The organism is Acidimicrobiales bacterium (assembly GCA_016716005.1).
GTDB lineage: Bacteria > Actinomycetota > Acidimicrobiia > Acidimicrobiales > JADJXE01 > JADJXE01.
The window spans coordinates 1,193,935-1,216,970 of the sequence record JADJXE010000001.1; the positions used below are offsets into that span (position 1 = coordinate 1,193,935).

Below are 23,036 nucleotides of genomic sequence, written 5' to 3' on the forward strand. Positions count from 1 at the left end.
CGCGCTACCGCACGCGAAACGGCGGCAGCGGCTCGCCGTCTCGGGGCGCGTCGTGCACCTGCACCCCTGTGACCAGGGCGCGGGGGGGTCCGACCCGCATCCACCGCAGCAGCGCCTCGACGGCGATGCGATCGCCCTCCAGCAGGGCCTCCACCGTCGCGTCGTCGCGGTTGCGCACCCAGCCGCGCACCCCGAGGCGCCTGGCCTCGTCGCTGCAGTGCTGCCGATACCACACCCCCTGCACCCGGCCCGACACCACCACCCGCTGGCGCACCACGGCCGTCACAGGTCGGCGGTGGCCTCCTCGAGCGCGTCCGCGAACTTCTCCATGGCCGCGGCCCGTCGGGTCGGGACGTGCTCGGTGGGCACCTCGGTGGGTCGATGCTGCTTCAGGTGGTGGCGGGCGACGGTCACCTTGTGGACCTCGTCCGGGCCGTCGTAGATCCGAGCGGCGCGCGCGTGCCGGTACATCGACTCGAGGGGCAGGTCGGTGGTGTAGCCGAGCGAGCCGTGCACCTGGATCGCACGGTCGATCACGTTGTAGAGCACCCGGGCGCCCCAGAACTTGATCATGGCGATCTCGACCCGGGCCGCGGGCGCACCGACCTGGTCGATCTTCCACGCCGCCTGGAGGGTGAGCAGGCGCGCCGCCTGCATCTCGGCGGCCGACTCCGCCACCCACTCCTGAACCATCTGCTTCTCGGCCAGGGTGCTGCCGTGGGTGTGCCGCGACACCGCCCGCTCGCACAGCATGTCGAAGGCCCGGCGGCTCTGGCCCAGCCAGCGCATGCAGTGGTGGATGCGGCCAGGGCCGAGGCGCTTCTGGGCGAGCAGGAATCCGTCGCCGTCGTTGCCGACCAGGTGGTCGTAGGGCACCCGGACGTCCTCGTAGAGGATCTCCGCGTGGCCACCGGGCGTGCCGGTGACGTGGTTCGGGTCGGCCATCGTCGGCACGTCGCGGAGGATCCTCACCCCGGGCGCGTCCGTCGGCACGATGATCATCGAGAACCGCCGGTACGGCTCGTTGTCGGGGTTCGTCATGCACATGACGACGAGGAAGTCGGCCACCGACGCGTTCGACGAGAACCACTTGTGACCGTTGATCACCCACTCGTCGCCATCGCGCACGGCCGAGGTCCGGATCAGCGTCGGGTCGGCACCGGCGCCCGGCTCGGTCATCGAGAAGCACGACCGCAGCGTCCCGTCGAGCAGCGGCTGCATCCACCGCTCCTTCTGCTCGGGGGTGCCCCCGACGGCGATCAGCTCGGCGTTGCCCGAGTCGGGCGCCTGGTTGCCGAAGATCGACGGCGCGTAGATCGACGCACCGAGGATCTCGTGCATGAGCCCGAGCCGCACCTGGCCGAAGCCGCCACCCCCCATCTCCGGTGGCAGGTGCGCGGCCCAGAGGCCCTGGCGCCTCACCTCCTCCTTCATCGGGTCCGTGACGCGCCGGAAGGTGTCCTGGTCGAGCTCGAGCGTCTCGAGCGGGTAGATCTCCTCCCGAACGAACTCCCGCATCCACGCCAGCCTGGCCTCGAACTCGGGCTCGGTCGAGAAGTCCCACGCCATCGGTGCCGCTCCCCCTGCGTCCCCGCCGCGACCTCGCGCCGCGAGCGCCGTGGGACGCTACCCGAGGTGCTGCTGGACCTCATCACCGTGGCCGTCCTGGCCTTCGTGGGCGTGCGCCTCGTCGGGGCGGCCCGGCTGTCGGTGCGCTCCGCCGCAGCCCGCGCCCGCGTGCGCGTCGTCCTGGCCGGCCTGCGGCCGCGGCACTTCCTCCGAGCGCCGCTCGTGCTGGCGGCGGTGCTCGGCGCATCCGTGGTGCTCCTCCAGGTGCCGCTGCTCGACATCGGGTGGTGGTCGGCGATCGGGGGGGTCGGCAACCCGGTGGCCGGCTCGACCACCCGCACCGCGGGCACCGCCCTCGAGTGGCTGATCCCGCTGGTGTTCGTGATCCTGCTGGTGCCGGCCCTTCCGCTGTTCGCCGAGAGCGAGGAGCGGGCGTTCCGGCTCGGCTGCGAGCGCTGGTCGTGGCCGAAGCGGGTCGAGCGGGCGGTCGTGTTCGGCCTGGCCCACGCGGTCATCGGCATCCCGATCGGCGTCGCCCTCGCGCTGGGGCTGGGCGGGGCCTACTTCCAGTGGTGCTACCTCCGGGGATACCGACGCGGCGGCGTGGAGGCCGCGGTTCTGGAGAGCACCCGTGCGCACCTCGCGTACAACCTGGAGATCGTGCTGCTCCTGCTGCTCGCCCTGGCGCTCACCATCGCGGGCGTCGAGTAGCACCGCTACGGTGCGCGCCCATGGCCTCACCGCCGAGCCACTTCTCGCTCCGCCAGCGATTGCGCTACCGGTTCGACAACACCCTCGCACGCGGCGCGGCGGGCCTGATCCTGTGGCTCGCCGCGATCACGTTCAGCTTCGTGCTGCTGGCGGCGCTCGTGCTCGCGGTCCTCGGCGTGAAGGACAACGACGGGAACGAGTTCGGGTTCCTCGAGGGCTTCTGGCAGGCGCTGCTGCGCACCCTCGACCCGGGCACGATGGGTGGCGACCAGGGGTGGGGCTACCGGCTGATGTCGCTGTCGGTGACGGTGATCGGCATCTTCATCGTGGCCACCCTCATCGGTCTCATCACCACCGCGCTCGACGCCAAGCTCCAGACGCTGCAGCGGGGCCGAGCCCCGATCGCCGAGCGCGGCCACACCCTCGTCCTCGGGTGGTCGCCGAAGGTCTTCACCATCGTGTCCGAGCTGTCGGTCGCCAACGAGAACCAGCCCCGGTCGTGCGTGGTGGTCCTGGCCGACCAGGACATGCAGACGATGGACGACGAGCTGCGGGCCCGGTCGAGGCTCCACCGCAACACCCGGGTGGTCTGCCGCAGCGGGTCCCCCACCGAGCGGGCCGACCTCACCATCGTGAACCCGCACCTGGCCCGCTCGGTCATCGTGGTCGACGACGGCGAGGCCGGAGAGGACGCCAACGTCATCAAGACGGTGCTGGCCCTGCTGTCGTTGGACCCGCCCGTCCCCGACATCCCGATCGTGGCCGAGGTGAGCGAGCCCTCGAACGCCGACGCGCTCCGAGCCGCCACCCGCGGCCGGGTCACGGTGCTGCAGACCGCCCCGCTGATCGCCCGCACCGCGGCGCAGGCCTGCCGCCAGCCGGGGATGAACGTCATCTACCAGGAGCTGCTGGACTTCGCGGGCGACGAGGTGTACTTCGCCGCCGTCCCCGACCTGACCGGGCTCACCTACGGCGAGGCCCTCAACGCCTTCGAGGAGAGCGCGCTCATGGGCGTGCGCACCGCCGCCGGCGCCTGCCTGCTGAACCCGCCCATGGACCGGCCGTTCGAGGCCGACGACCAGGTGATCGCCATCACCGAGGACGACGACACCATCCGGTTCTCCGCAATGCGGGCCGTCGAGCCACCGGTGGCCGCCGAACCGCACCCCCCTTCCGAGCCGCCGGCCGAACGGACCCTGGTGCTGGGATGGAACGACGTCGGTTCCCTGATGATCGGCGAGCTCGACCAGTACGTCCCCCCCGGTTCCCGGGTGACCGTCGTGGTCGACCCCGCGCTGGCGCCCGACCCGGCGGCCGAGCTGGAGGGCCGGCTGTCGAACCTCCAGCTCGAGGTGCTGGCGGCCCCGGGCACGGGCCACGCCGCGGTCGCCCGGATCCTCGCTCGCGACGACTACGACCACGTGCTGATCCTCTGCTATCGCCAGGGGCTCCCCCAGGCCGAGGCCGACGCGCGCGCCCTGCTCACGCTGCTCCAGGTGCGCCAGGCCCTGGAGCGGGCCGGACGACCGGTGAACGTGGTGACGGAGGTGCTCGACGAGCGGGCCGTCGACCTGGCCCCGACGGGCGCCGCCGACGAGTTCATCGTCAGCGAGCGCCTCACCAGCCTGGCCATGGCCCAGCTGTCGGAGAACGCCGCGCTGGAAGCCGTCTTCGACGACCTGTTCGACGCCGAGGGCTGCGAGCTGTACTGCAAGCCCGTCGAGCGCTACGCCACCCCCGGCCAGGCAGTCACGTTCGCCCAGGTGGTGGAGGCGGCGCGGCGACGGGGCGAGACGGCCGTGGGTTATCGCGACAGCAGCGCCGCCGACGGCCCGGCGAGCGCCTTCGGGGTGGCGATCAACCCGGCCAAGTCGACCGCCATCACGCCCCGAGCCGGCGACTCGGTGGTGGTCATCTGCGAGGACGAGCGCTGAGCAAGGTGCCTCCGGCGCTTCAGGCCGGGGCCCCTCTGGGCGATAGTTCTCCACGTGGAGGTCCTGGTCCTGGGCGCGGCGTTCGTCGGCGCCGGGCTCCTGTTCACAGTGATGGCGTTCGGCCGCACGAGGCGGCTCCGCGAGCTGCGGGCCGCGGTGGCGGCGCACGGCCTGGCCTACTCGGTCGAGGATCCCTTCGGGTCGGCCACCCCGCCGTTCGAGCTGCTCCGCCGGGGCGACGTGCGGGGCGCCGACAACGTGGTCTGGCGACCGGGTGACCCCGGGGGCCTCCGGGTGTTCGACTACTGGTGGGCCGACGAGCACCAGGACCGCAACGGGCAGATCCGGCGCGACTACCGACGGTGCACCGCAGCCACCGTGGAGGCCGGTTGGCTCTGGCCGGAGCTCACGCTCGACCCCGAGACCGCGATCACGCGGGCGGCCAACCACCTCGGCGCGCGCGACATCGAGTTCGAGTCGGACGAGTTCAACCGGATGTTCTCCGTGCACTGCGACGACCGTCGGTTCGCCAACGCCTTCCTGGACGCGCGGATGATCGAGCTGCTGCTGTCCACTCGCGGCGAGTGCCACGTGGCCGTCAAGAACCGCTGGATCCTGGTGTGGACCGACAGGGAGCTGCCGGGCCGGTTGGTCCCCGGCATGCTCGGGCTGCTCGACTCCATCCGCGACCGGGTGCCTCGGCTCGTCTACGAGTACTGGCCCCTCCCCGTGAAGCCGGCACCCAGCGCAGGAGCCGGCACGTGAACGTGGTGTGGGTCGCGCTCGGGGTGGCGCTGCTGGCGCTGCTCGTCGTGACGCTCTCGTACAACCGCTTCGTGCACCAGCGCCAGCTGATCCGCAACGCCTGGGCCGACGTCGACACCGAGCTGCGACGCCGCTACGACCTGATCCCCAACCTGGTGCAGACGGTCAAGGGCTACGCCGCCCACGAGCGGGCCGTGCTCGAGGAGGTGGTCCGGGCCCGCACCGCCGCGGTGGCGTCGAGCGGCCCGACCGAGCAGCAGGCCGCCGACGAGAACGCGCTGGTGGGGGCGCTGCAGCACCTGTTCGCGGTGGCCGAGGCCTACCCGGACCTCGAGGCCAACCAGGGCTTCCTCGAGCTGCAGCGCGAGCTGGTGATCACCGAGGACCGGATCCAGTCCGCCCGGAGGCTCTTCAACGCCAACGTGCGCGACTACAACCGTCGGGTGCAGTCGGTGCCCTCCAACCTGGTGGCCAGGCTCTTCGGCTTCCGTGCCGACGCCTTCTTCGAGGTCGACCGGGCGATCCGCGAGGGCGGCCCGCCCCAGGTGCGGGTGGAGGCCACCGGGCCCTGAGGGTGCCCGGCCGGCCGGCGCCCGCGTGCGTCAGGCGGCGTCGACGACGGCCCGGGCGGCGCGGTGGCGCGTGTACACCCAGGCGCAGAACCGCTCGACCCCCCGGATGACGTGGGCGGTGCGGGCCGACGGGAACACCTCGAAGGCGTGCTGGGCGTGGCTGAGCTCCACGTGGCAGACCGGCTGGTCGGACACCGCCCGGAGCTGCTCGACGAAGTGGCGGGCCTCGTCGACCGGGGACAGCACGTCGTTCGTGCCGTGGATCACCAGGAACGGCGGCGCGTCCGGGTGCACCCGGCTGATCGGCGACGCCCGGTCGAACAGCTCGGGCCGCTCGGCGATGCTCTCCTTGAACACGTGGCGCTCGAGCATCTCGGGAAGCGGGCTCCCCTTCCAGATGCCCTTGCGGTCCGTGAAGTCGTAGACGCCGTAGAAGGGCACGGCCGCCTGCACGGTGGTGTCCGCAGCCTCGAAGCCGGGCTGGTACTCGGGATCGTTGGGGGTGAGCGCGGCGAGGGCCGACAGGTGGCCGCCGGCCGATCCCCCGGTGATCACCACGAAGTCGGGGTCGGCGCCGTACTCCGGCCCGTGCGCGCGGAGCCAGCGCAGGGCGGCCTTCACGTCGACCTCGTGGTCCGGGAACGTGGCCCAGGGGCTCAGCCGGTAGTCGATGCTCACGCACACCCAGCCGTGGGCGGCGAGCCGCAGCATGAGCGGGAGGGCCTGCTCCTTCTTGCTGCCGATCATCCAGGCGCCGCCGTGGATCTGCAGGAGGGTGGGGCAGCCCGTGGGGTGGTCCTTGCGGCGGTACAGGTCGAGCGTGAAGTCGCGGCCGTGCACGTGGGTGTAGGCGAGGTCGCGGACCCGCTCGACCCGCCGGTCGTACATCGGCAGCGGAAGCAGCCGCTGGCGCAGGCTGAAGCGCTCGTCGAGCCGTGCCGCCAGGTCGGGGGCGATCTCGTCGCGGTAGCCCTCGCCGAGGCCATCCCGCAGGGCCCGCTCCACCTCACCCTTGGATCCCATGGCCGCCACGTGCAGGTAGACGAGCCCGCTCCAGGACACGAGGGTGACCGCCAGCGCGACCCAGCCCGGCCAGTGGTCGAGGGCGCCGGCCCACCAGAACAGCCCGGTGGCGACCGCCTCCCAGAAGATGTGGTGCGGGATCAGCTCGCCGGTGATCCACGATCCCATGAACCCGAAGCCGACGACGGGCCACGGTCGGCGCAGCGGCTTGAAGGCGTTGAACGTGAAGAAGGCGCCCACGAGCGCCGCCGCGAGGAAGAGCCACGACACCCACATGCCCCCAGTCTGCCCGGCGGGGTCGCACCGGGTCCATGCCGCGCGAGCATGGCGGCCGTGCCTGCGCAGCCCGCCGTGGAGGTCGTCGACGTCGAGGTGCGTCGGGACGACGCGGTCACCGTCGAGTGGGCCGATGGCCGCACCGCCCGCTTCGGGCTCGACGAGCTCCGGGCGAGCTGCCCGTGCGCCGCGTGCCGCACCCTGCGCGATCGAGGGGAGCCGGCCTGGCCCAGGCCCGGCGCGCCGGATGTCGTGGCCATCACCCGGGCCGAGCTGGTCGGCGCCTGGGGGATCTCGTTCGTGTGGAACGACGGCCACGCCACCGGCATCTACCCCTGGGACAGCCTCCGCCGCTGGGCCGACGAGCGCCCGCCGGCCTGAGCCGGGCTCGACGGCCGGGCCCGCCCCCTGATCCGGAGCAGCGGCGGTCGCCGGTACGCCAGCGCACGGTCCGACGACCACGGCGCCACGGGTGCCATGACCAGCCCGGAGAGACCGAGCAGCACGGCGTCGTAGTTCACCCGCCAGCCCGCGAAGTCACGCCACGCCTGGTCGCGATCGGCCCGGACGGGGACCCCGTCGGCCTGGAGCCGCTCGACGACGGCCTCGAACTCGTCGCGTGCGACGGCGATCGGATCGTCGGGCCGGGGATCGGGGTCGTAGGCGATGGAGAAGACGTCGGCGATGCGCCGGAGCGTGACGTAGCCGGCCCGGAGGCACAGCTCGGCCTCCGGTTGGCGCCCGATGTCGACGGTCGACGCGGTGAGCGCCGCGGCGTCGAGCACGCAGCCGGAGGCGGTGAGCCACGAGCGGTCGGGCTGGGGCGAGCGGAAGAAGCAGAGCGCCGGGAAGGAGGTGTGGGACTCCTCGAGGTCGGCGAAGAGCTCCTGCCAGCGCAGCCACAGCGGGTCGAGCCGGGCGAGGCCCCCGATCCGGACGTGGCGGACGAGCAGCTCGGCCGCCGACGGAGGCGTGTCGGCCAGCACCTCCAGCTGCGACACCGCCGTCTCCCGGCGGGCGAACGCGCCGTAGAGGCTCGGGAGGAAGCTGATGAGCAGGGCGACCAGGCCCAGGCCCAAGGCGGCCTGCGCGACCGCCAGCATCTTGGGCAGCAGGCCGTCGGGCCGCTCGAACCCGAGGGTCGTCATCGACGAGCCGCTCACGGCGAGGGCCTCGCCGATCGGCGTGACCCCGAGGGCCCAGAAGATGCCCGTGAACCCCACGACGACGAGGAGCAGCCAGACGCCCGGTAGCACCAGCAGGGTGACCGGCGCGTAGAGCGCCATCACCCGGTCCCGGGCCTCGTAGGGCCGCGACGGCCGGGCGACGGTGCCGAACACGTACCGCATCGCCACGAACACGACCCGGCCGAGCAACGACGGCACGGCCCGCGGCAGCACGACCGTTCGCACGGCCGACAGCGCCGTGGCCACGACCAGGGCGGCTCCGGCCGAGAACGCGACGACCTGCAGGACCGCCACGCCCTACCCGGGTGCGGGCATCACGTCGGTGGGCACGCCGGCCGGGCCACGGGCGGCAGGCTACCGCCGCGTCGGCACGCCCGGACGCCGGCGACCGCGACCGCGACACACCCGTTCGGTAGGGTGGACCCGCGCTTCCCCCGCAGCCCGCTCTGCCGCGGAGGTCGTGCCATGTCCCGCTCCCCGTGCCGCCGGCGCCGGTCCCGGTCCCGGTCCCGGCCCCGGCCCCCCTACCGGGTCCTCACCCCCGAGGACGCCATCGACGCCGTGCTGGCGTCGGCCGCCGACCTGGGGACACCCCGGGTCCTCGGCCTGCTGCTCGACCGCGACCGGGCCGTCGTCACCGCGGTGGCGGTCGACGACCCGCCCCCGCCGGGTCGAGATCTCGACGAGCTGCTCGAGAGCCTCGTCGACGTCGCAGCCGCCACCGAGGTGGCGTCGCTGGTGTTGGCGACGGTGCGGCCGGGCCGGGGCCACGAGCCGGCACCGGCCGACCTGGACCGCTGGGCCTGGCTGGTGCCCTACGCCGACGACGCCGGCGTGGAGCTCCTCGACTGGTTCGTGCTGTCCGACGGCTTCGCCTCGTCCCTCGCCGAGCTCACCGGCGTCGGCGACCGCTGGCCCTGCCCCTGAAGACCGCCGACCGGCGGCTACGGTGCATCCGCTCTCGACCAAGGAGACCGACCATGCGCGTTCGACGACTGCTCGGCGCCGGCACCCTGGCGCTGCTGCTCGTCGGCGGGATCGCCGCCTGCGGTGACGACGACGATTCCACCAGCGACACCACGGCGGCGACCGACACCACCGACACCACCGAGACGACGGCGGCGCCCGACACGACGACCGAGGGCACCACCGACGCCACGGTCGGCCAGGGCGACCTGCCGCCCGGGGCCGACCTGCTCGTCGAGGTGCCGGGCTTCACGGTCGTCGATCTCCCCCAGGAGCTGATCGACACGCAGCTGCAGGCCGTCGAGTCGGCCGACACGTCCGGCGTGCTCGACGACGTCGCCTTCGGCGCCTACCAGCCCGACGCCGGCGGCGATCCGGTGGTGGCCGTGGCCATGGTGAGCGAGGCCGCCGCCGCCGACCCACAGGTGGCCAACGCGCTGCTCGAGGGCATCTTCGCCGGCACCACGGCCGAGCAGACCACCTTCGGCTCCTACTCGGGGGTGATGGCGACGGCGCCCGACGGCAGCGCCGTGCTGCTGTTCGCCACGCCCGCCGCGGACAGCCCGATCGGCTTCTACGTCCAGGCCTCCGATCAGGCCGCCGGCGAGGCGCTGCTGGTCGGGCTGCTCGACAACGCCGCCACCAGCTGACCCACCGGTCGGCCCCTCCTGTCGGCCGCCGTCTCACGAGGCCCTCCCGTCGTGCATGCTGACGGGAGGGCGAGCGAGAGGGGGGGCGACCATGTCGAAGGTGTACCGGGGGCGCTACACGGCCGAGGTCGACGGCGACCTCACCCTGTTCCTGATCGGCATGCGCATCAACAAGCCCTGGAAGCTGCGCCAGTGGGGGTTCGTCGCCGCCGCCATGCCCCGGATGCTGCGGGAGCTGGAGAGGCACCCCGAGCTGGGCTGCCTCGGTGGGCAGAGCTGGTTCGGCCGCACCACGCTCATGGTGCAGTACTGGCGCAGCTTCGAGGACCTCGAGCGCTACGCTCGCGAGCCCGAGCGCGCCCACCTGCCGGCCTGGCGCGAGTTCAACCGGCGGGTGAGGGACAGCGGCGACGTGGGCATCTGGCACGAGACGTACCGGGTGCAGGCGTCCGGCCTGGAGGCGATCTACGGCAACATGCCGCGGTTCGGTCTGGCCGCGGCCTTCGGCCACGTTCCCGTGTCGGCCCACACCGGCCAGTCCGCGGCGCGGCGGATCGGCGCCCGCTCCGACGACCTGGCGGCGGTCGCCCCGTACGACACCCCGGCGGGCGGGTGAGCGCGCCTGGCCCCGCGGTGCGGGCCGTCGGGGTGCACCACGTCTCCCTGAACGTCGACGACGTGCCAGCGGCGCTCGCCTTCTACGTCGACGTCCTCGGCTGCTCGGTGCGGTCCGACCGGCCCGCCTTCCCGTTCGACGGTGCCTGGCTCGACCTGGGCGACCAGCAGATCCACCTGATCGCCGCGGACGTGCCGGCCGACCTCGGCCAGCACGTCGCGGTGCTCGTGGCCGACCTCGATGACGCGGTCGCTGCGGTGCGGTCGCGAGGCGTGGAGGCGTCAGACCCCAAGCCGGTGGGCCGCAGCCGGCAGGCCTTCCTGCGCGACCCGGCGGGCAACCGCATCGAGCTGCACCAGCCGGGCTGAGGGGTGCGCCTCAGCGGGAGTCGCGCGAGCGCAGCGGACCCCCGAACCCACCACCCCACGGGACTCTGTCGAGTGCGCCTCAGCGGAAGTCGCGCGAGCGCAGCGGACCCCCGAACCCACCACCCCACGGGACTCTGTCGAGTGCGCCTCAGCGGAAGTCGCGCGAGCGCAGCGGACCCCCGACGGGCAGCGGCTCGAGCCTCTCGGCCACCACGTTGATCACCCCCTCGGAGCGCTCGAGGCGCCCCCGGATCAGCAGCGCCGGCGCCCCTTGCGCCACCCGGCGGTGTCGCGCCCAGCACCCCTTCGAGCACACCACGTTCACGAGGCCGGTCTCGTCCTCGAGGTTGAGGAAGGTGGTGCCCTGCGCCGTGGCCGGCCGCTGGCGGTGCGTGACCACCCCGCCCACCAGCACCCTGCTGCCCGGCTCCACCTGCCACAGCCCCTCGGCCGTCACCACGCCCATCCGATCCAGCTCGGCGCGCAGGAACCGGGTGGGGTGGCCGTCGGGCGCCACACCGGTGGCCCACAGGTCGGCCAGCGCCACCTCCTGCTCGTCCATGCCCGGCAGGCGGGGCGCCTCGGCACCGGTGACCACACCAGGCAGGCGGTCTGGCCTGGCCTGGGCCACGGCCCCCGCCGCCCACAGCGCCGACCGGCGATCCAGCGGCCGCCCGTCGACACCCGTGAAGCACCCCAGCGCGCCGGCCGTGGCCAGCGCCTCCAGGGCCGGGAGCGACACCCCGCACCGCCGCACCAGGTCCTCCGGCGAGGTGTAGGGGCCGCCCTCGGCCCGGGCCGCCTGGATGCGCTCGGCCAGGTCGGCACCCACCGAGCGCACCGAGGCCAGACCCAACCGGACGGCCACCCCGTCGCGCGACTCGGGGCAGGGCTCCAGGGTGGCGGCGGCCAGCGAGGCCCGCACACAGGGCGTGCGCACCACCACGCCGTGGCGGCGGGCATCGGCCACCAACGTGTGCGGCGACCAGAAGCCCATGGGCTGGGCGTTGAGCAGCGCCGCGCAGAAGGCCGCCGGCTCGTGCAGCTTGAGCCAGGCCGAGGCGTACACCAGGTAGGCGAACGACACCGAGTGGCTCTCGGGGAACCCGAAGTTGGCGAAGGCCGCCATCTTGTCGAAGATCCGGTCGGCCACCTCGCCGGTGACCCCCCGCTCGGCCATCCCGGCGTAGAGGCGCTGGCGGAGCCGCTCCATGCGCTCCCGGCTGCGCTTGGCCCCCATGGCCTGGCGGAGCTGATCGGCCTCGGCGGCGGTGAAGCCGGCCACGTCGATGGCCATCTGCATGAGCTGCTCCTGGAACAGCGGCACGCCCAGGGTCTTGCCCAGCGACGGCTCGAGCAGCGGGTGGAGGTAGGTGACCGGCTCCCGGCCGTTGCGGCGTCGGATGTAGGGGTGCACCGACCCACCCTGGATCGGTCCGGGCCGGATGAGGGCCACCTCCACCACCAGGTCGTAGAAGCAGCGGGGCTGCAGGCGGGGCAGGGTGGCCATCTGGGCCCGGCTCTCCACTTGGAACACGCCCACCGAGTCGGCCCGGCACAGCATGTCGTAGACCTCGGGCTCCTGGGGGAGGGCAGCCAGGTCGAGCTCGTCGCCCCGGTGCTCGCGGATCAGGTCCACGGCGTGGTGGAGCGCCGACAGCATCCCCAGGCCGAGCAGGTCGAACTTCACGAGGCCCACCGCCGCGCAGTCGTCCTTGTCCCACTGGAGGACCGAGCGGTTCTCCCGGCGAGCCCACTCCACCGGGCACACCTCCACCACCGGGCGGTCGCAGATCACCATCCCGCCGGAGTGGATGCCGAGGTGGCGGGGCGCGCCCTCCACCTCCGCGGCCAGCTCCAGCACGGCCTCGGGGATGTCGTGGTCGGGGCCACCGTCGGGCCCCTGCTGCCCGACGGTGGCGGACAGGCGCCCCCAGGCGTCGACCTGCTTGGCCCAGGCGTCCTGCTGGCCGGGGGCGTAGCCCAACGCCCTCGCCATGTCGCGCACAGCCGAGCGGGCCCGGTAGGTGATCACGTTGGCCACCTGGGCGGCGTTGTGGCGGCCGTAGCGCCCGTAGACGTACTGGATGACCTCCTCCCGGCGGTCGCTCTCGATGTCGAGGTCGATGTCGGGCGGGCCGTCGCGCTCGGGTGAGAGGAAGCGCTCGAAGAGCAGGCCGAGCGACACCGCATCGGCCTTGGTGATGCCGAGGGCGTAGCAGACCGCCGAGTTGGCCGCCGACCCCCGCCCCTGGCAGTAGATGCCGGCGCGCTCGCAGAGCTGCACGATGTCCCACACCACGAGGAAGTAGCCGGGGAAGCCCAGCTGCTCGATCACGTCCAGCTCGTGGGCCAGCTGGGCCAGGGCCTGCTCGTGCTGAGGGTGGCTGGTCGGGTAGCGGCGCTCGGCGCCCCGGCGCACCAGCTCGCGCAGCCAGGTCATCTCCGTGTGGCCGGGCGGGCACGGGAACGGCGGCAGCCTCGGCGCCACCAGGGCCAGGTCGAACGCGCCGGCCCGGCCGAGGTCGCCAGCCGCCTCGACGGCACCCGGGTAGCGGGCGAAGCGACGGGCCTGCTCGGCCCCCGACCGCAGGTGCGCACCGGCACCGGCCGGCAGCCAGCCGTCGAGCTCGTCGAGGCTGCGGCGGGCCCGCACCGCGGCCAGGGCGGTGGCCAGTCGCCGCTCCCGGGGGGTGGCGTAGTGGACGTTGCCGGTGGCCACCACGGTCACGCCGGCCCGAGCGGCCAGCTCGGCCAGGGCATCGTTGCGGGCCGAGTCGAGCGGGTCGCCGTGATCCCACAGCTCCACGGCCACCCGGTCGCGCCCGAAGGCCTCCACCAGGCGGGCCAGCTCGCGGCCGGCGGCGGCCGGGCCTTCGTCGACCAGCGCTCGGGGCACGGCCCCCTTGCGGCACCCGGTGAGCACCCACCAGCGGCCACCGTGGGCCCCGGCCAGATCCTCGATCCGGGCCCGGGGCCGGCACTTCTCCCCGGCCAGCTGCGCCTCGCTGATGGCCCGGGCCAGGCGGGCATAGCCCTCCGGTCCGTCGGCCAGCACCAGCAGGTGGCTGCCGTCGGGATCCGCCAGCGGGCCCTGCCGCCCACCCCCGGCCCGGGGCCGGCTCGCCGCCAGCGTGAGCTCGGCCCCGAACACCGTGGGCAGGCCCACGGCCCGGGCCGCCTCGGCGAAGCGCACCACCCCGTAGCAGCCGTCGTGGTCGGTGAGGGCGAGGGCCTCGAGGCCGAGCCGTGCCGCCTCCTCGGCCAGGCCCTCGGGCGAGGTGGCGCCGTCGAGGAAGCTGAAGTGCGAGTGGCAGTGCAGCTCGGCGTAGGGCACGGCGCCGGCACGGCGGGCCGCCCCCGGTGACGGCTCGTAGCGGTCGCGCGTGCGCGACCAGGCCGGGCTGTCGCCCCCGTCGGCCCACGGGGCCACGCCGGGATGCGGGCCGCGGTCGGACAGGCGACGCTCGAGCTCACCCCACGGTACCGGCGGGTTCCGCCACCCCATGGCTGGACGCTATCGAACAGATGTTCGACTCGTCCAGCCCGGCGCGCCCGGCCGGCCGAAGGCCCTGGCGCCGGCCGCCCGCACCGGCGACACTGCCGGGCGACGCGGAGAGAGGGGGCACCCGTGCCTGCAGCGGCGACCACGAGGAGCCGGGTCGTGGGCTGCCTCCTCGCCGGCGCGGCCGGTGACGCGCTCGGCGCCGCCGTCGAGTTCGACACCTGGGACGACATCCAGCGCCGCTGCGGCCCTGCCGGGGTCACCGGCTACCTCCCCGCGTACGGCGTGGCCGCGCCCATCACCGACGACACCCAGCTCACGCTGTTCACGGCCGAGGGCCTGATCCGCGGCATGCAGCGGTCCCGCGAGCAGGGCATCTGCGACGCCGTCGGCGTGCTGCGCCGCTCCTACCTCCGCTGGCTGCACACCCAGGGCGAGGCACCCGGCGACGACGAGGAGGGCTTCGGCGCCGACGCCGCGACCAGCGGGTGGCTGGTGCACGTGCCGGAGCTGCTGCACCAGCGGGCACCGGGAAGCACCTGCCTGGCCGCGCTCCGGAGCGGCCGGCGCGGCGACCCCCACCGGCCGCTCAACGGGAGCAAGGGGTGCGGCGGGGTGATGCGGGTGGCGCCCTGCGGGGTGCTCGGCGAGCAGGCCTTCGAGTACGGCGTCGACGCCGCCGCCCTCACCCACGGCCACCCGACCGGCCAGCTGGCCGCCGGCGCCTTCGCCGAGATGGTCCGGCGGCTGCTGGAGGGCGCCGACCTCCCGCACGCGGTCACGCTGGCCGTCGCGCGCACGGCGCTCGAACCGGAGGGAGCGGAGACGGTGGCGGCGCTGCGGGACGCGGTCGCCGCCGCCCTGGCGTCCACTGGTCGTCGCCCCGGCGCCCTCGAGCTGGGCCGGCTGGGCGCCGGGTGGGTGGCCGAGGAGGCGCTGGCGATCGGCGTGCTGGCCGCCCTGACCGCCCCCGACCTGCGCACGGGCCTGCTCACCGCCGTGAACCACTCGGGCGACAGCGACAGCACCGGTTCGATCTGCGGCAACCTGCTCGGCGCGGCATGGGGTGCCGAGGAGATCCCCGACGACCTCCTCGACCCCCTGGAGGCCCGCGGCATCGTCGAGCAGGTCGCCAACGACCTGGCCGACGCCTTCATCGACGAACGGCCCCTCGACCGGGACCGCTACCCGGGCTGGTGAGCACCTCGTCGAGCCGGGCCAGCGCCGCCCAGGGGTCGGCCCCCACCAGGATCCCGGCCATGCCGAGGCGCCGGGCGGCCTCCACGTTGCCGGGGTGGTCGTCGAGGAAGGCCGTTCGCTCGGGCACCACGCCCAGCTCGGCGCACGTCAGCTCGTAGATCCGACGATCCGGCTTGCGCAGCCCGACCTCACTGGAGTCGACGACGACGTCGAACCAACGGATGGGCACCATGGAGCGCCAGTCGGCCCCGAACTCGCGCACGTTGTTGGTGCAGATGGCGAGGCCGTAGCCCTCGTCGCGGAGGCGCCGCACCCGCTGCACCACCATCCAGTGAGCACCCAGGGCCAGCACCCCGCCGACGCCGCCCAGCACGTCGCGCAGCGGCGGCGCCGCCGGCCCGAGCACCTCGACCTCGCGCTCGCGCACCCACGCCACGTACTCCTCGAAGGGGAGCGCGCCGATCTCCAGGAGGTGCCACGGGTTCGTGTACGGCTCGCCCGGGGCCGGCTCCGGCTCCTCGACGCCGTAGCCGAGCAGACGGGCGATCGAGCCCTCGGGGAGGCCGGCGTCGCGCTCCACCTGTGGCAGCAGCAGGAACGGCGAGGTCGACAGCACGCCGCCGAAGTCGAACACCACGGCATCGAGCGACCTGGCGACGGACACGGCGAGCACGCTTGCAGACCGGTCGCCGGGCCCGCCAGACGACGCCGAGCGCCTTCGACGGATCCCCGCGGGCGCCGTGCACCCGCACCCCCGCCCGGGCCGCGCGACACCGGCCGCCCGAGGGCGTACGGTGCGCGCTCGTGTCACGCCGCGGCAAGGCCTTCATCGCCGGCGCGTTCGAGCACCCTCGGCGCGTCATCCCCGATCGCACCGTCGCCGAGATCCACGCCGAGGTGGCGCTCGGCGCGCTGGCCGACGCCGGCCTGACGCTGGCCGACGTCGACGGCTACTGCTGCGCCGGCGACGCGCCGGGGTTCGGCGGCCTGTCGATGGCCGAGTACCTCGGCCTGCGGTGCCGCACCATCGACACCACCGAGACCGGCGGGTCGTCGTACCTCGTGCACGTCGGCCACGCCGCGGCCGAGATCGCCGCCGGCCGGGCCCGCGTGGTGCTGATCACCCTGGGCGGCAACCCTCGCAGCGGTGGCCCGACTCCGGGTGGCAGCGCCCGCGTGAGCGACGCGCCCGAAGCCGAGTTCGAGCAGCTGTGGGGCGCGTCGATCGCCGGCCAGTACGCCCTGGCCGCCCGGCGGCACATGCACGAGTTCGGCACGACGGGCGCCCAGCTCGCGGCGATCAAGGTCGCCGCCTCGCACCACGCCCAGCACAACCCGCACGCCTTCCTCCCCCAGGTGGTCACCGTGGAGGAGGTGCTCGACTCGCCGATGGTGGCCGATCCGCTGCACCGCCTCGACTGCTGCGTGATCACCGACGGTGGCGGAGCCCTGGTGATGGTGAGCCCCGAGGTCGCCCGGTCGCTCGACCGCACCTGCGTGCAGGTGCTCGGCCAGGGCGAGGCGGTGAAGCACACCGCCGGTGGGCGGATCGACCTCACCTACACCGGCGCGGTGTGGTCGGGACCGGCCGCCTTCGAGGAGGCCGGGGTGACCCCGGACGACATCGACTACGTCTCGATCTACGACAGCTTCACGATCACCGTGCTGCAGACCCTGGAGGACCTCGGCTTCTGCGGCAAGGGGGAGGGCGGCGGGTTCGTGGCCGACGGCGCGCTGCTGGCACCCCATGGCCGGCTGCCGTTCAACACCGACGGCGGGGGGCTCTGCAACAACCACCCGGCCAACCGCGGCGGCATGACCAAGGTGGTCGAGGCGGTTCGCCAGCTCCGGGGCGAGGCCCACCCGGCGGTGCAGGTGCCCGACTGCACGCTGGCGCTGGCCCACGGCACCGGCGGGTCGCTCGGCACCCGCATGGGGAGCGCCACCGTGATCCTGGGACGGGAGGACGCATGAGCGAGCTGCCCACCCGCCCGCCCCGGCGCACCCACGAGACGGCCCCGTTCTGGGACGGGTGCGCCGAGGGGCGCCTGGTTCTCCCCCGCTGCGACCGCTGCCACGAGCTCGTCTGGTACCCGCGGCGCTTCTGCCCCCTGTGCGCCGGCACCGAGGTGTCGTGGGAGGAGGTGAGCGGGCGCGGCACCGTCTACAGCTTCACGGTGCTGCGCCGGGGAGACGGGCCCTACCGGGAGGCCGCGCCGTACGTGCTGGCCTACGTCGAGCTCGACGAAGGGCCGAGGGTGCTCACCAACGTGGTGGGCACCGACCCCGGCGCGGTCGCCGTCGGCCAGCCGGTGCGGGTGGTGTTCGAGCCGGCCGGCGACGGCGACGCGCTCCCTCGCTTCACCCCTGCCTGACCGCGGTCGCCGTCAGTCGTAGGTGGCCTCCACGTTCCAGCGGCCCTGCTCGAGCACGAGCAGGCGGGCGACGCCGTCGGCGGTGACGACCTGGAAGCGGGCCCGGCGACGGTGGAGGGCCGGATCCCACCACCGCTCGTCGAGCGGCCAGGGACCGGCCCACGCCACCACGTCCTGCCAGGCCCGCCCCGCGACCGCGATCCGGCCGGGTGCGCCGGTGGCCACCCCCCGCCCCGTGACGCCCACCGGCGCCCCGTCGACCGTCACCACCTCGGCCTCCACCGGTTGCGGGTGCACGGTGGCGGGCGACGGCGGCGGCAGCCGGCCGGGCCACGGGGCCTCGGCCGCCGGTGTGGTGCGCCCGGGGGGCGGCACCTCCCGGGCGAGCAGGGCGGTGGGCACCAGCGGGACGGCGACCACCTGCTCGGCCGGCCCCCGCCCACCCCGGGGTTCGGGCACCAGCACGGCATCCGGGCCGAACAGCCCCTGCAACCGGGCCAGGCCGCGGGCGGCCCGCTCGTCGGCCGAGGTGGCGCCCCCCCAGAACCCGAGCTGGTGCCCGCGGTCGGCCACCACCTGGTCGGGCACCAGGCGGAGGAGGGTGAGCCCGCCGGTGGGTCGGGCGACCGTGGGGCCGGCCAGCCAGCCGTCGAGCTGCCACCGGACGCGATCGGCCACCGCGGCCGCGCTGAGCAGGCCCTCGTGGCGCCAGCAGCGCCCCAGGTGCTCGCCGTGCTCGGTCTCGGCCTCGATCCGCACCCGCAGGCAGGCCAGTCCCCGCTCCGCCAGCCCGCCGTGGAACCGCTCGGCCAGGCCCCGTGCCGCGAAGGCGGCGGTGTCGACCCGGTCGACCGGGGGGTCGAGCTGGACGGCCACGGCCAGGTCGAGCGGCGGGGGCCGCAGGTCGGCCACGTGGGGGTCGGCGCCCCAGGCCAGGCGGTGGACCACAGCCCCCTCGGCCCCGAAGCGGGCGGTGACGGCGGCGACCGGCAGCGCGGCCAGATCGCCGAGGGTGCGCAGACCGAGCCGGCCGAGCAGGCCGACCAGCTCCGGGCGGTCGAGCGCGTCGAGCGGGAGCTCGGCCAGGAAGGCGGCGCTCCCGCCGGGCGGCACGACGGTGCTGGGCCGGCCGGGCCCGACGGCCCGCCGGGCCGCGAGCCCGGCCGCGAAGGCGCCGTCGGCCACCCCGACCCGGCAGGGACCGCGCCCGTCGAGCACCGAGGCCACCACGGCCACCGCCCGGGCGGCCATGGCCTCGTCGCCCCCCAGGTAGCGGGAGGGACCGCGCGTGGGGAACGAGCACCAGCCGGGACACCCGGCCTCGAGACGAGGTGTGAGCGCGTCGAGGGCGGCGAGCACCGGCTCGAAGGCCCGGGCGTCGCGGGCCGGATCGTCGGCCAGGACGGCCAGGCCGGGGCACCGGCGCTGGGCCTCGCGGCGGCGCAGCCCCACCGCGACCCCCTCGGCGCGAGCGGCGGCGGTGGCGGCCACCACCCGGTTGGCCCGCACCACCACGGCCGGCACGTCGGGTGCGACACCGGCCGCCACCACCGGCCAGTCGAGGCACCACACCACCAGGGTGCGCACCGCCCCCTCGGGGGCCGTGCGCCGGTTCACGGCCCCGCCCCCCGCAGCGGGAGCACCGCGGCCAGCCCGGACCTCTCGGGCTCGGCGGCCACCACCTCGCCGCCCGGACCGGGGAGCCAGAGGGCCCGAGCCCGGGGCCGGGCCGCGGCCCGGCGCCCCTCGACCACCACCTCCACCCGCCGCGCCCGCAGGTGGCCGTACCCCTCCCCCAGGCCGTGCCAGGTGACCGACCGGACGGTGAGGCGCACATCGGGCCCCTCGGGCCACTCGGGACCCCCGACCCGCACGAGCACGACCCCCCGCTCCCGGGCCCGGGCCACCAGCTGCCGGGCGTCGGTGGGCCCCACCCGGTGGCCGGGCCGGACGAGCACGACGTCGACGGCGTCGACCACGGCGGCGACGGCGGCGGCCCAGGAGCCGGCACCGGGCCCCGCCACCAGGGCCAGCCGGTCGAGGACGACGCCCAGCTCGGCCGCGGCCAGCAGGCCGAGGGAGGGCAGCCCGACGGCGGCGACCCACGAGCCGGCGGCCGATGCCGCGGCCGCCAGGGCCAGGGCCAGCGACGTCGCCCCTCCGGGCCCGCCGACGGCCACGGTGGCACCCCGGCGCAGGCCGCCCTCGGGCAGGAGGTCGGCCAGGGCGGGCAGCACCGGCAGCAGGTGCTCGCCGGCGAGGGTGACCGGCCGGACCCGGTCGGCCTGCTCCCGCAGGGCCGGCGACGCCGGCCCGCTCCCCCGCGACGCGGTCTCCACCCCGGCCATGGGCCGAGTCTATCGAACACATGTTCGATCCGTCCACGGGTCCGGACTCCGGCTCCGGACTCCAGGGGCCGGGTCCGGGACCCGGGACCCGGATCAGGTGGCGGCCGAGCCGGACCGGCCGCCGGTCAGCCGGACGAGCACCTCCACCGCCCCCCGGCCGTCGGCCGCCCAGCCGTCGGCACCGAGGCGCCGGGCCTCGTCCTCACCGGCCACCGCCCCACCACCGATCAGGAGCGGCACGTGGCCTGCGACGCCGCGGATCGCCCCAACCGCCGCCCGCACGGCGTCCTCGTTGCCCGGGGTCGTCACGCTGACCCCCACCGCCACCAGTCGCTGGGCCTCGGCCGCGGCGAAGGCGAACGAGGCCGCCGGCACGTCGGCCCCCAGGTCGACCACCTCGAAGCCCGCCCCGCGCACCAGGTCGGCCAGGAGGGCCACCGGCAAGGCGTGGCGGTCACCCGCGGGCGCGCCCAGGACCACCGTGCCGCGCGTCCGGCCCCGCCGGGCGAAGCGGGGGCCGAGCCGGCCGATCACCCGCGTGGCGATCCCGCTGGCCCGGTGCTCCACCGCGACGTCGATCTCCCCGCCGGCCCAACGACGGCCGATCGACGCCAGCGCCGGCGCGATCACCTCGAGGTACACGGCATCGAGCGGCGTCCCCGCGGCCAGCGCGGCCTCGACGACCCCCCACGCCCCCCGCGCGTCGCCCGCCAGCAGCCGGGCCTCGAACCGCTCGTCCCACGGGGCCCGACGCCGTCCCCGGCCCGCCGGCGGCACCTCCCGCTCGCGGAAGTGGTCGACGTCGGCCCGCGCCACCCGCCAGGTGGCGCCGTCCTTGCGCGCCGGGAGGAGCCCGAGCCGCACGTAGCGGTAGGCCGTCATGTAGTGGACGCCCAGCAGCGCGGCGGCATCGTGGAGGCTGAGGTCGGTCGACGCCAGGGCGGGCTCCGGAGCCGGGGCCGGCGCAGCGCCGGCGATCAGCATGGAGACTACGACGGGAGCGGGGCGAGCGGCACGGGACAGACGCCGTGCACGACCCGTCCCGGGCCTCGGTCGGCCGTCCGAGCGATCGTCGAGCCGGCGACCCTCGGAACCACCCGGCCCGGCCCCGAGGGGCCGAAGGTCCCCTTTTCCCGGGACCTCCTGGGCACCGGTGCTGGTGGGCTCCGCCGGAGGCGGGACGACCGGCCGACTCGGGACCTTCGACCCTGGCTCGCCCCACCCACCAGCGTGTGCAGTGAGATCCGGGACCGGGTCCCGGTGGCTCCTGAGGCGAGGAGGGGGTGGGGCACGTGGAACGTCAGCAGGGCCTCGGCGATCTCGCCGCCCTCGTCGCGGCCGACATCATGAGCACCGACCTGGTGATGGTGTCGGAGAACGAGAGCATGGCCTCGGCATGGGAGCTCCTCGCCCGGGGCCGCTTCCACCACCTGCCGGTGCTGCGCCGCGGCCACCTGGTGGGCGTGCTCGACGACCAGGCACTGGTGCGGGCCCGCACGCCCGGCACCGTCGGCACCGCCGCCCGGAAGGTGGTCGGCGACATCCTCCCCCGGGCCTTCCCGACCGTGGGGCCCGACGCGCCGTTCGCCGAGGTCGTCGCCCGGCTGCGGGCCGAGGGCGTCGATGCCCTGCCCGTCGTGTCCGACGAGGGCGACTTCCTGGGCATGGTCACGGCCACCGACGTGATCGCGGCGCTGGCCGACACCCTGGCCGTCGACGTGGCCAACCGGGCGTCCGCCTGAGGGTCCGGCCCGCCAGGCCCGATCAGGGGTTCGCCACGGACGGCCGGTCCCCGGGGTCGAGCGGCACGCGCCACTCGAGCACCGTCCCACCGTTGGGGGCTTCGGTGAGCACGAGGCCGCCGCCCAGCGCCCGGGCCCGGTCGGCCATGTTGCGCAGGCCCCACCCCCGTCCGGACCGCAACGGATCGATGCCGACCCCGTCGTCCTCCACCCGCAGCACGACGTCGTCGCCCACCTCCACCTCGACCGCGACCTCGCTGGCACCGGCGTGCTTGGCCACGTTCGTCAGGGCCTCCCGCAGGGTCGACACCAGGTGGTCGGCGATGCCGTCGGGCACCGCCGCGTCGACCGGCCCGGCGAAGCGCACGCGGGGCTCGCGGCCCACGGCCGGGCCCGACTCGGCGACCAGGGCGAGCACGTCGGCGCGCAGGCCGCCTCCGCGGCGGTCACCGGACTCGAGGGCGAAGATGGTGGAGCGGATGTCGCGGATCGTCACGTCCAGGTCGTCGATCGCCTGGCGGATCCGCGCCACCACCTCGGGGCGCTCGGCCAGTCGCTCCGCGGCCTGCAGCCCCATGCCGGAGGCGAAGAGCCGCTGGATGACGGTGTCGTGCAGGTCGCGGGCGATGCGCTCGCGGTCCTCGAGCACCGCCAGCTCGCGCACCATCGAGTGGAGCCGGGCGTTCTCGATGGCCACGCCCGCGGCGGCGGCCAGGGCCACCACGAGCTCCTGGTCACCGGCCGTGAACTGCACCGCGCTGCGCTTCTCGGTGAGGTAGAGGTTGCCGAAGACCTCACCCCGCACCCGCACCGGCACCCCGAGGAACGACCGCATGGGCGGGTGGTGCGGCGGGAAGCCGTAGCTGTCGGGGTGCTCCCCGAGGTTCCGCAGTCGCAGCGGCTCGGGGTGGGTCATGACCATCCCCAGGATGCCGCGGCCCTTGGGCGGATGGCCGATCGCCTCCACCGTGTCGTAGTCGGCGCCGACGGTGATGAACTCGGTCAGGTGCCCGTCGGGGCCGGTCACGCCGAGGGCGCCGTAGCGGGCGTCGACCAGCGAGCAGGCCGACTCCACGATCCGCCGCAGCACGACCGGCAGGCTGAGATCGGCCGCGACCGCCAACACGGCTTCGAGCAGGCGGTGGAGACGAGGGTCGTCGGTCGCCCCCTCAGCGGGATCCACGGCGACAGAGTGTAGAGGGCGCCAACCACGCCGCCGTGAGGCAGGA

At 74.9% G+C, this 23,036-nt stretch carries 22 protein-coding genes; 13 read left to right on the forward strand and 9 right to left on the reverse strand.

Annotated elements, in window-relative coordinates; translation table 11 throughout:
- Positions 1–4: 4 nt before the first annotated feature.
- Both IPM45_05795 and IPM45_05800 read right to left on the reverse strand, forming a co-directional pair.
- Positions 5–286, reverse strand: coding sequence for an acylphosphatase (locus IPM45_05795; GenBank protein MBK9179078.1), 282 nt, complete (start codon positions 284–286; stop codon positions 5–7).
- Complete coding sequence (locus IPM45_05800) at positions 283–1,569, reverse strand: acyl-CoA dehydrogenase family protein (protein MBK9179079.1); 1,287 nt, start codon at positions 1,567–1,569, stop codon at positions 283–285. The genes IPM45_05795 and IPM45_05800 overlap by 4 nt, the downstream gene beginning before the upstream one ends.
- A 66-nt stretch (positions 1,570–1,635) precedes the next feature.
- On the opposite strand from IPM45_05800, the gene IPM45_05805 reads away from it, so the two are divergent.
- Genes IPM45_05805 through IPM45_05820 form a run of 4 tightly spaced genes read left to right on the forward strand, consistent with a single transcriptional unit; the run spans position 1,636 to position 5,551 of the window.
- On the forward strand, positions 1,636–2,280 hold the full coding sequence (locus IPM45_05805; GenBank protein ID MBK9179080.1) for a hypothetical protein: 645 nt from the start codon (positions 1,636–1,638) through the stop codon (positions 2,278–2,280).
- Positions 2,281–2,300: 20 nt separating this feature from the next.
- Complete coding sequence (locus IPM45_05810; GenBank protein MBK9179081.1) at positions 2,301–4,214, forward strand: potassium transporter TrkA; 1,914 nt, start codon at positions 2,301–2,303, stop codon at positions 4,212–4,214.
- Between the two features lie 54 nt (positions 4,215–4,268).
- Positions 4,269–4,979 carry a hypothetical protein gene (locus IPM45_05815; GenBank protein MBK9179082.1) on the forward strand — a complete coding sequence of 237 codons (711 nt, stop codon included), beginning with the start codon at positions 4,269–4,271 and terminating at the stop codon, positions 4,977–4,979.
- Positions 4,976–5,551: a LemA family protein gene (locus IPM45_05820; protein MBK9179083.1), complete on the forward strand. Its 576-nt coding sequence runs from the start codon at positions 4,976–4,978 to the stop codon at positions 5,549–5,551. Before IPM45_05815 ends, IPM45_05820 begins: the two co-directional genes overlap by 4 nt.
- 30 nt (positions 5,552–5,581) lie before the next feature.
- Here IPM45_05820 and IPM45_05825 read toward each other — a convergent pair whose 3' ends face one another.
- Complete coding sequence (locus IPM45_05825) at positions 5,582–6,850, reverse strand: alpha/beta hydrolase (protein ID MBK9179084.1); 1,269 nt, start codon at positions 6,848–6,850, stop codon at positions 5,582–5,584.
- Positions 6,851–6,907: 57 nt separating this feature from the next.
- Here IPM45_05825 and IPM45_05830 point away from each other — a divergent pair, with 57 nt between their 5' ends.
- Positions 6,908–7,231: a DUF971 domain-containing protein gene (locus tag IPM45_05830; protein MBK9179085.1), complete on the forward strand. Its 324-nt coding sequence runs from the start codon at positions 6,908–6,910 to the stop codon at positions 7,229–7,231.
- On the opposite strand, the gene IPM45_05835 is transcribed toward IPM45_05830, so the two are convergent.
- Positions 7,180–8,331, reverse strand: coding sequence for a hypothetical protein (locus IPM45_05835; GenBank protein MBK9179086.1), 1,152 nt, complete (start codon positions 8,329–8,331; stop codon positions 7,180–7,182). The genes IPM45_05830 and IPM45_05835 overlap by 52 nt on opposite strands.
- A 171-nt stretch (positions 8,332–8,502) precedes the next feature.
- Here IPM45_05835 and IPM45_05840 point away from each other — a divergent pair, with 171 nt between their 5' ends.
- From IPM45_05840 to IPM45_05855, 4 genes are all read left to right on the forward strand, one after another.
- Positions 8,503–8,964 (forward strand): hypothetical protein, encoded by a 462-nt coding sequence (locus IPM45_05840; protein MBK9179087.1) that lies wholly within the window; start codon positions 8,503–8,505, stop codon positions 8,962–8,964.
- A 53-nt stretch (positions 8,965–9,017) separates the two neighbouring features.
- The gene (locus tag IPM45_05845) at positions 9,018–9,653 is read left to right on the forward strand and encodes a hypothetical protein (protein ID MBK9179088.1); all 636 of its coding nucleotides are present in this window, start codon (positions 9,018–9,020) and stop codon (positions 9,651–9,653) included.
- 91 nt (positions 9,654–9,744) lie between these two features.
- Positions 9,745–10,269, forward strand: a complete 525-nt coding sequence (locus tag IPM45_05850; protein ID MBK9179089.1) for a DUF4188 domain-containing protein — start codon at positions 9,745–9,747, stop codon at positions 10,267–10,269.
- Between the two features lie 17 nt (positions 10,270–10,286).
- Positions 10,287–10,637 carry a VOC family protein gene (locus IPM45_05855; GenBank protein MBK9179090.1) on the forward strand — a complete coding sequence of 117 codons (351 nt, stop codon included), beginning with the start codon at positions 10,287–10,289 and terminating at the stop codon, positions 10,635–10,637.
- 148 nt (positions 10,638–10,785) lie between these two features.
- On the opposite strand, the gene IPM45_05860 is transcribed toward IPM45_05855, so the two are convergent.
- The gene (locus IPM45_05860; GenBank protein MBK9179091.1) at positions 10,786–14,145 is read right to left on the reverse strand and encodes an error-prone DNA polymerase; all 3,360 of its coding nucleotides are present in this window, start codon (positions 14,143–14,145) and stop codon (positions 10,786–10,788) included.
- Here IPM45_05860 and IPM45_05865 point away from each other — a divergent pair.
- A complete protein-coding gene (locus IPM45_05865) occupies positions 14,077–15,342 on the forward strand; it encodes an ADP-ribosylglycohydrolase family protein (GenBank protein ID MBK9179092.1) in 1,266 nt (421 codons plus the stop codon). The genes IPM45_05860 and IPM45_05865 overlap by 69 nt on opposite strands.
- Here IPM45_05865 and IPM45_05870 read toward each other — a convergent pair.
- Positions 15,296–16,006, reverse strand: coding sequence for an HAD family phosphatase (locus IPM45_05870; protein MBK9179093.1), 711 nt, complete (start codon positions 16,004–16,006; stop codon positions 15,296–15,298). The genes IPM45_05865 and IPM45_05870 overlap by 47 nt on opposite strands.
- A gap of 140 nt (positions 16,007–16,146) precedes the next feature.
- On the opposite strand from IPM45_05870, the gene IPM45_05875 reads away from it, so the two are divergent.
- Positions 16,147–17,316 carry a thiolase domain-containing protein gene (locus IPM45_05875; GenBank protein ID MBK9179094.1) on the forward strand — a complete coding sequence of 390 codons (1,170 nt, stop codon included), beginning with the start codon at positions 16,147–16,149 and terminating at the stop codon, positions 17,314–17,316.
- Positions 17,313–17,717 carry a Zn-ribbon domain-containing OB-fold protein gene (locus IPM45_05880; GenBank protein ID MBK9179095.1) on the forward strand — a complete coding sequence of 135 codons (405 nt, stop codon included), beginning with the start codon at positions 17,313–17,315 and terminating at the stop codon, positions 17,715–17,717. Before IPM45_05875 ends, IPM45_05880 begins: the two co-directional genes overlap by 4 nt.
- Positions 17,718–17,729: 12 nt before the next feature.
- Here the strand turns inward: IPM45_05880 and IPM45_05885 are convergent, their stop codons facing one another.
- Both IPM45_05885 and IPM45_05890 read right to left on the reverse strand, forming a co-directional pair.
- Positions 17,730–20,087 (reverse strand): hypothetical protein, encoded by a 2,358-nt coding sequence (locus tag IPM45_05885; GenBank protein ID MBK9179096.1) that lies wholly within the window; start codon positions 20,085–20,087, stop codon positions 17,730–17,732.
- A gap of 71 nt (positions 20,088–20,158) precedes the next feature.
- Positions 20,159–21,049 carry a cobalamin-dependent protein gene (locus tag IPM45_05890; GenBank protein ID MBK9179097.1) on the reverse strand — a complete coding sequence of 297 codons (891 nt, stop codon included), beginning with the start codon at positions 21,047–21,049 and terminating at the stop codon, positions 20,159–20,161.
- Between the two features lie 308 nt (positions 21,050–21,357).
- Between IPM45_05890 and IPM45_05895 the strand changes: the two genes are divergently transcribed.
- On the forward strand, positions 21,358–21,807 hold the full coding sequence (locus IPM45_05895) for a CBS domain-containing protein (GenBank protein MBK9179098.1): 450 nt from the start codon (positions 21,358–21,360) through the stop codon (positions 21,805–21,807).
- Positions 21,808–21,829: 22 nt separating this feature from the next.
- On the opposite strand, the gene IPM45_05900 is transcribed toward IPM45_05895, so the two are convergent.
- Positions 21,830–22,990: a GAF domain-containing sensor histidine kinase gene (locus tag IPM45_05900; protein ID MBK9179099.1), complete on the reverse strand. Its 1,161-nt coding sequence runs from the start codon at positions 22,988–22,990 to the stop codon at positions 21,830–21,832.
- Positions 22,991–23,036: the final 46 nt, after the last annotated feature.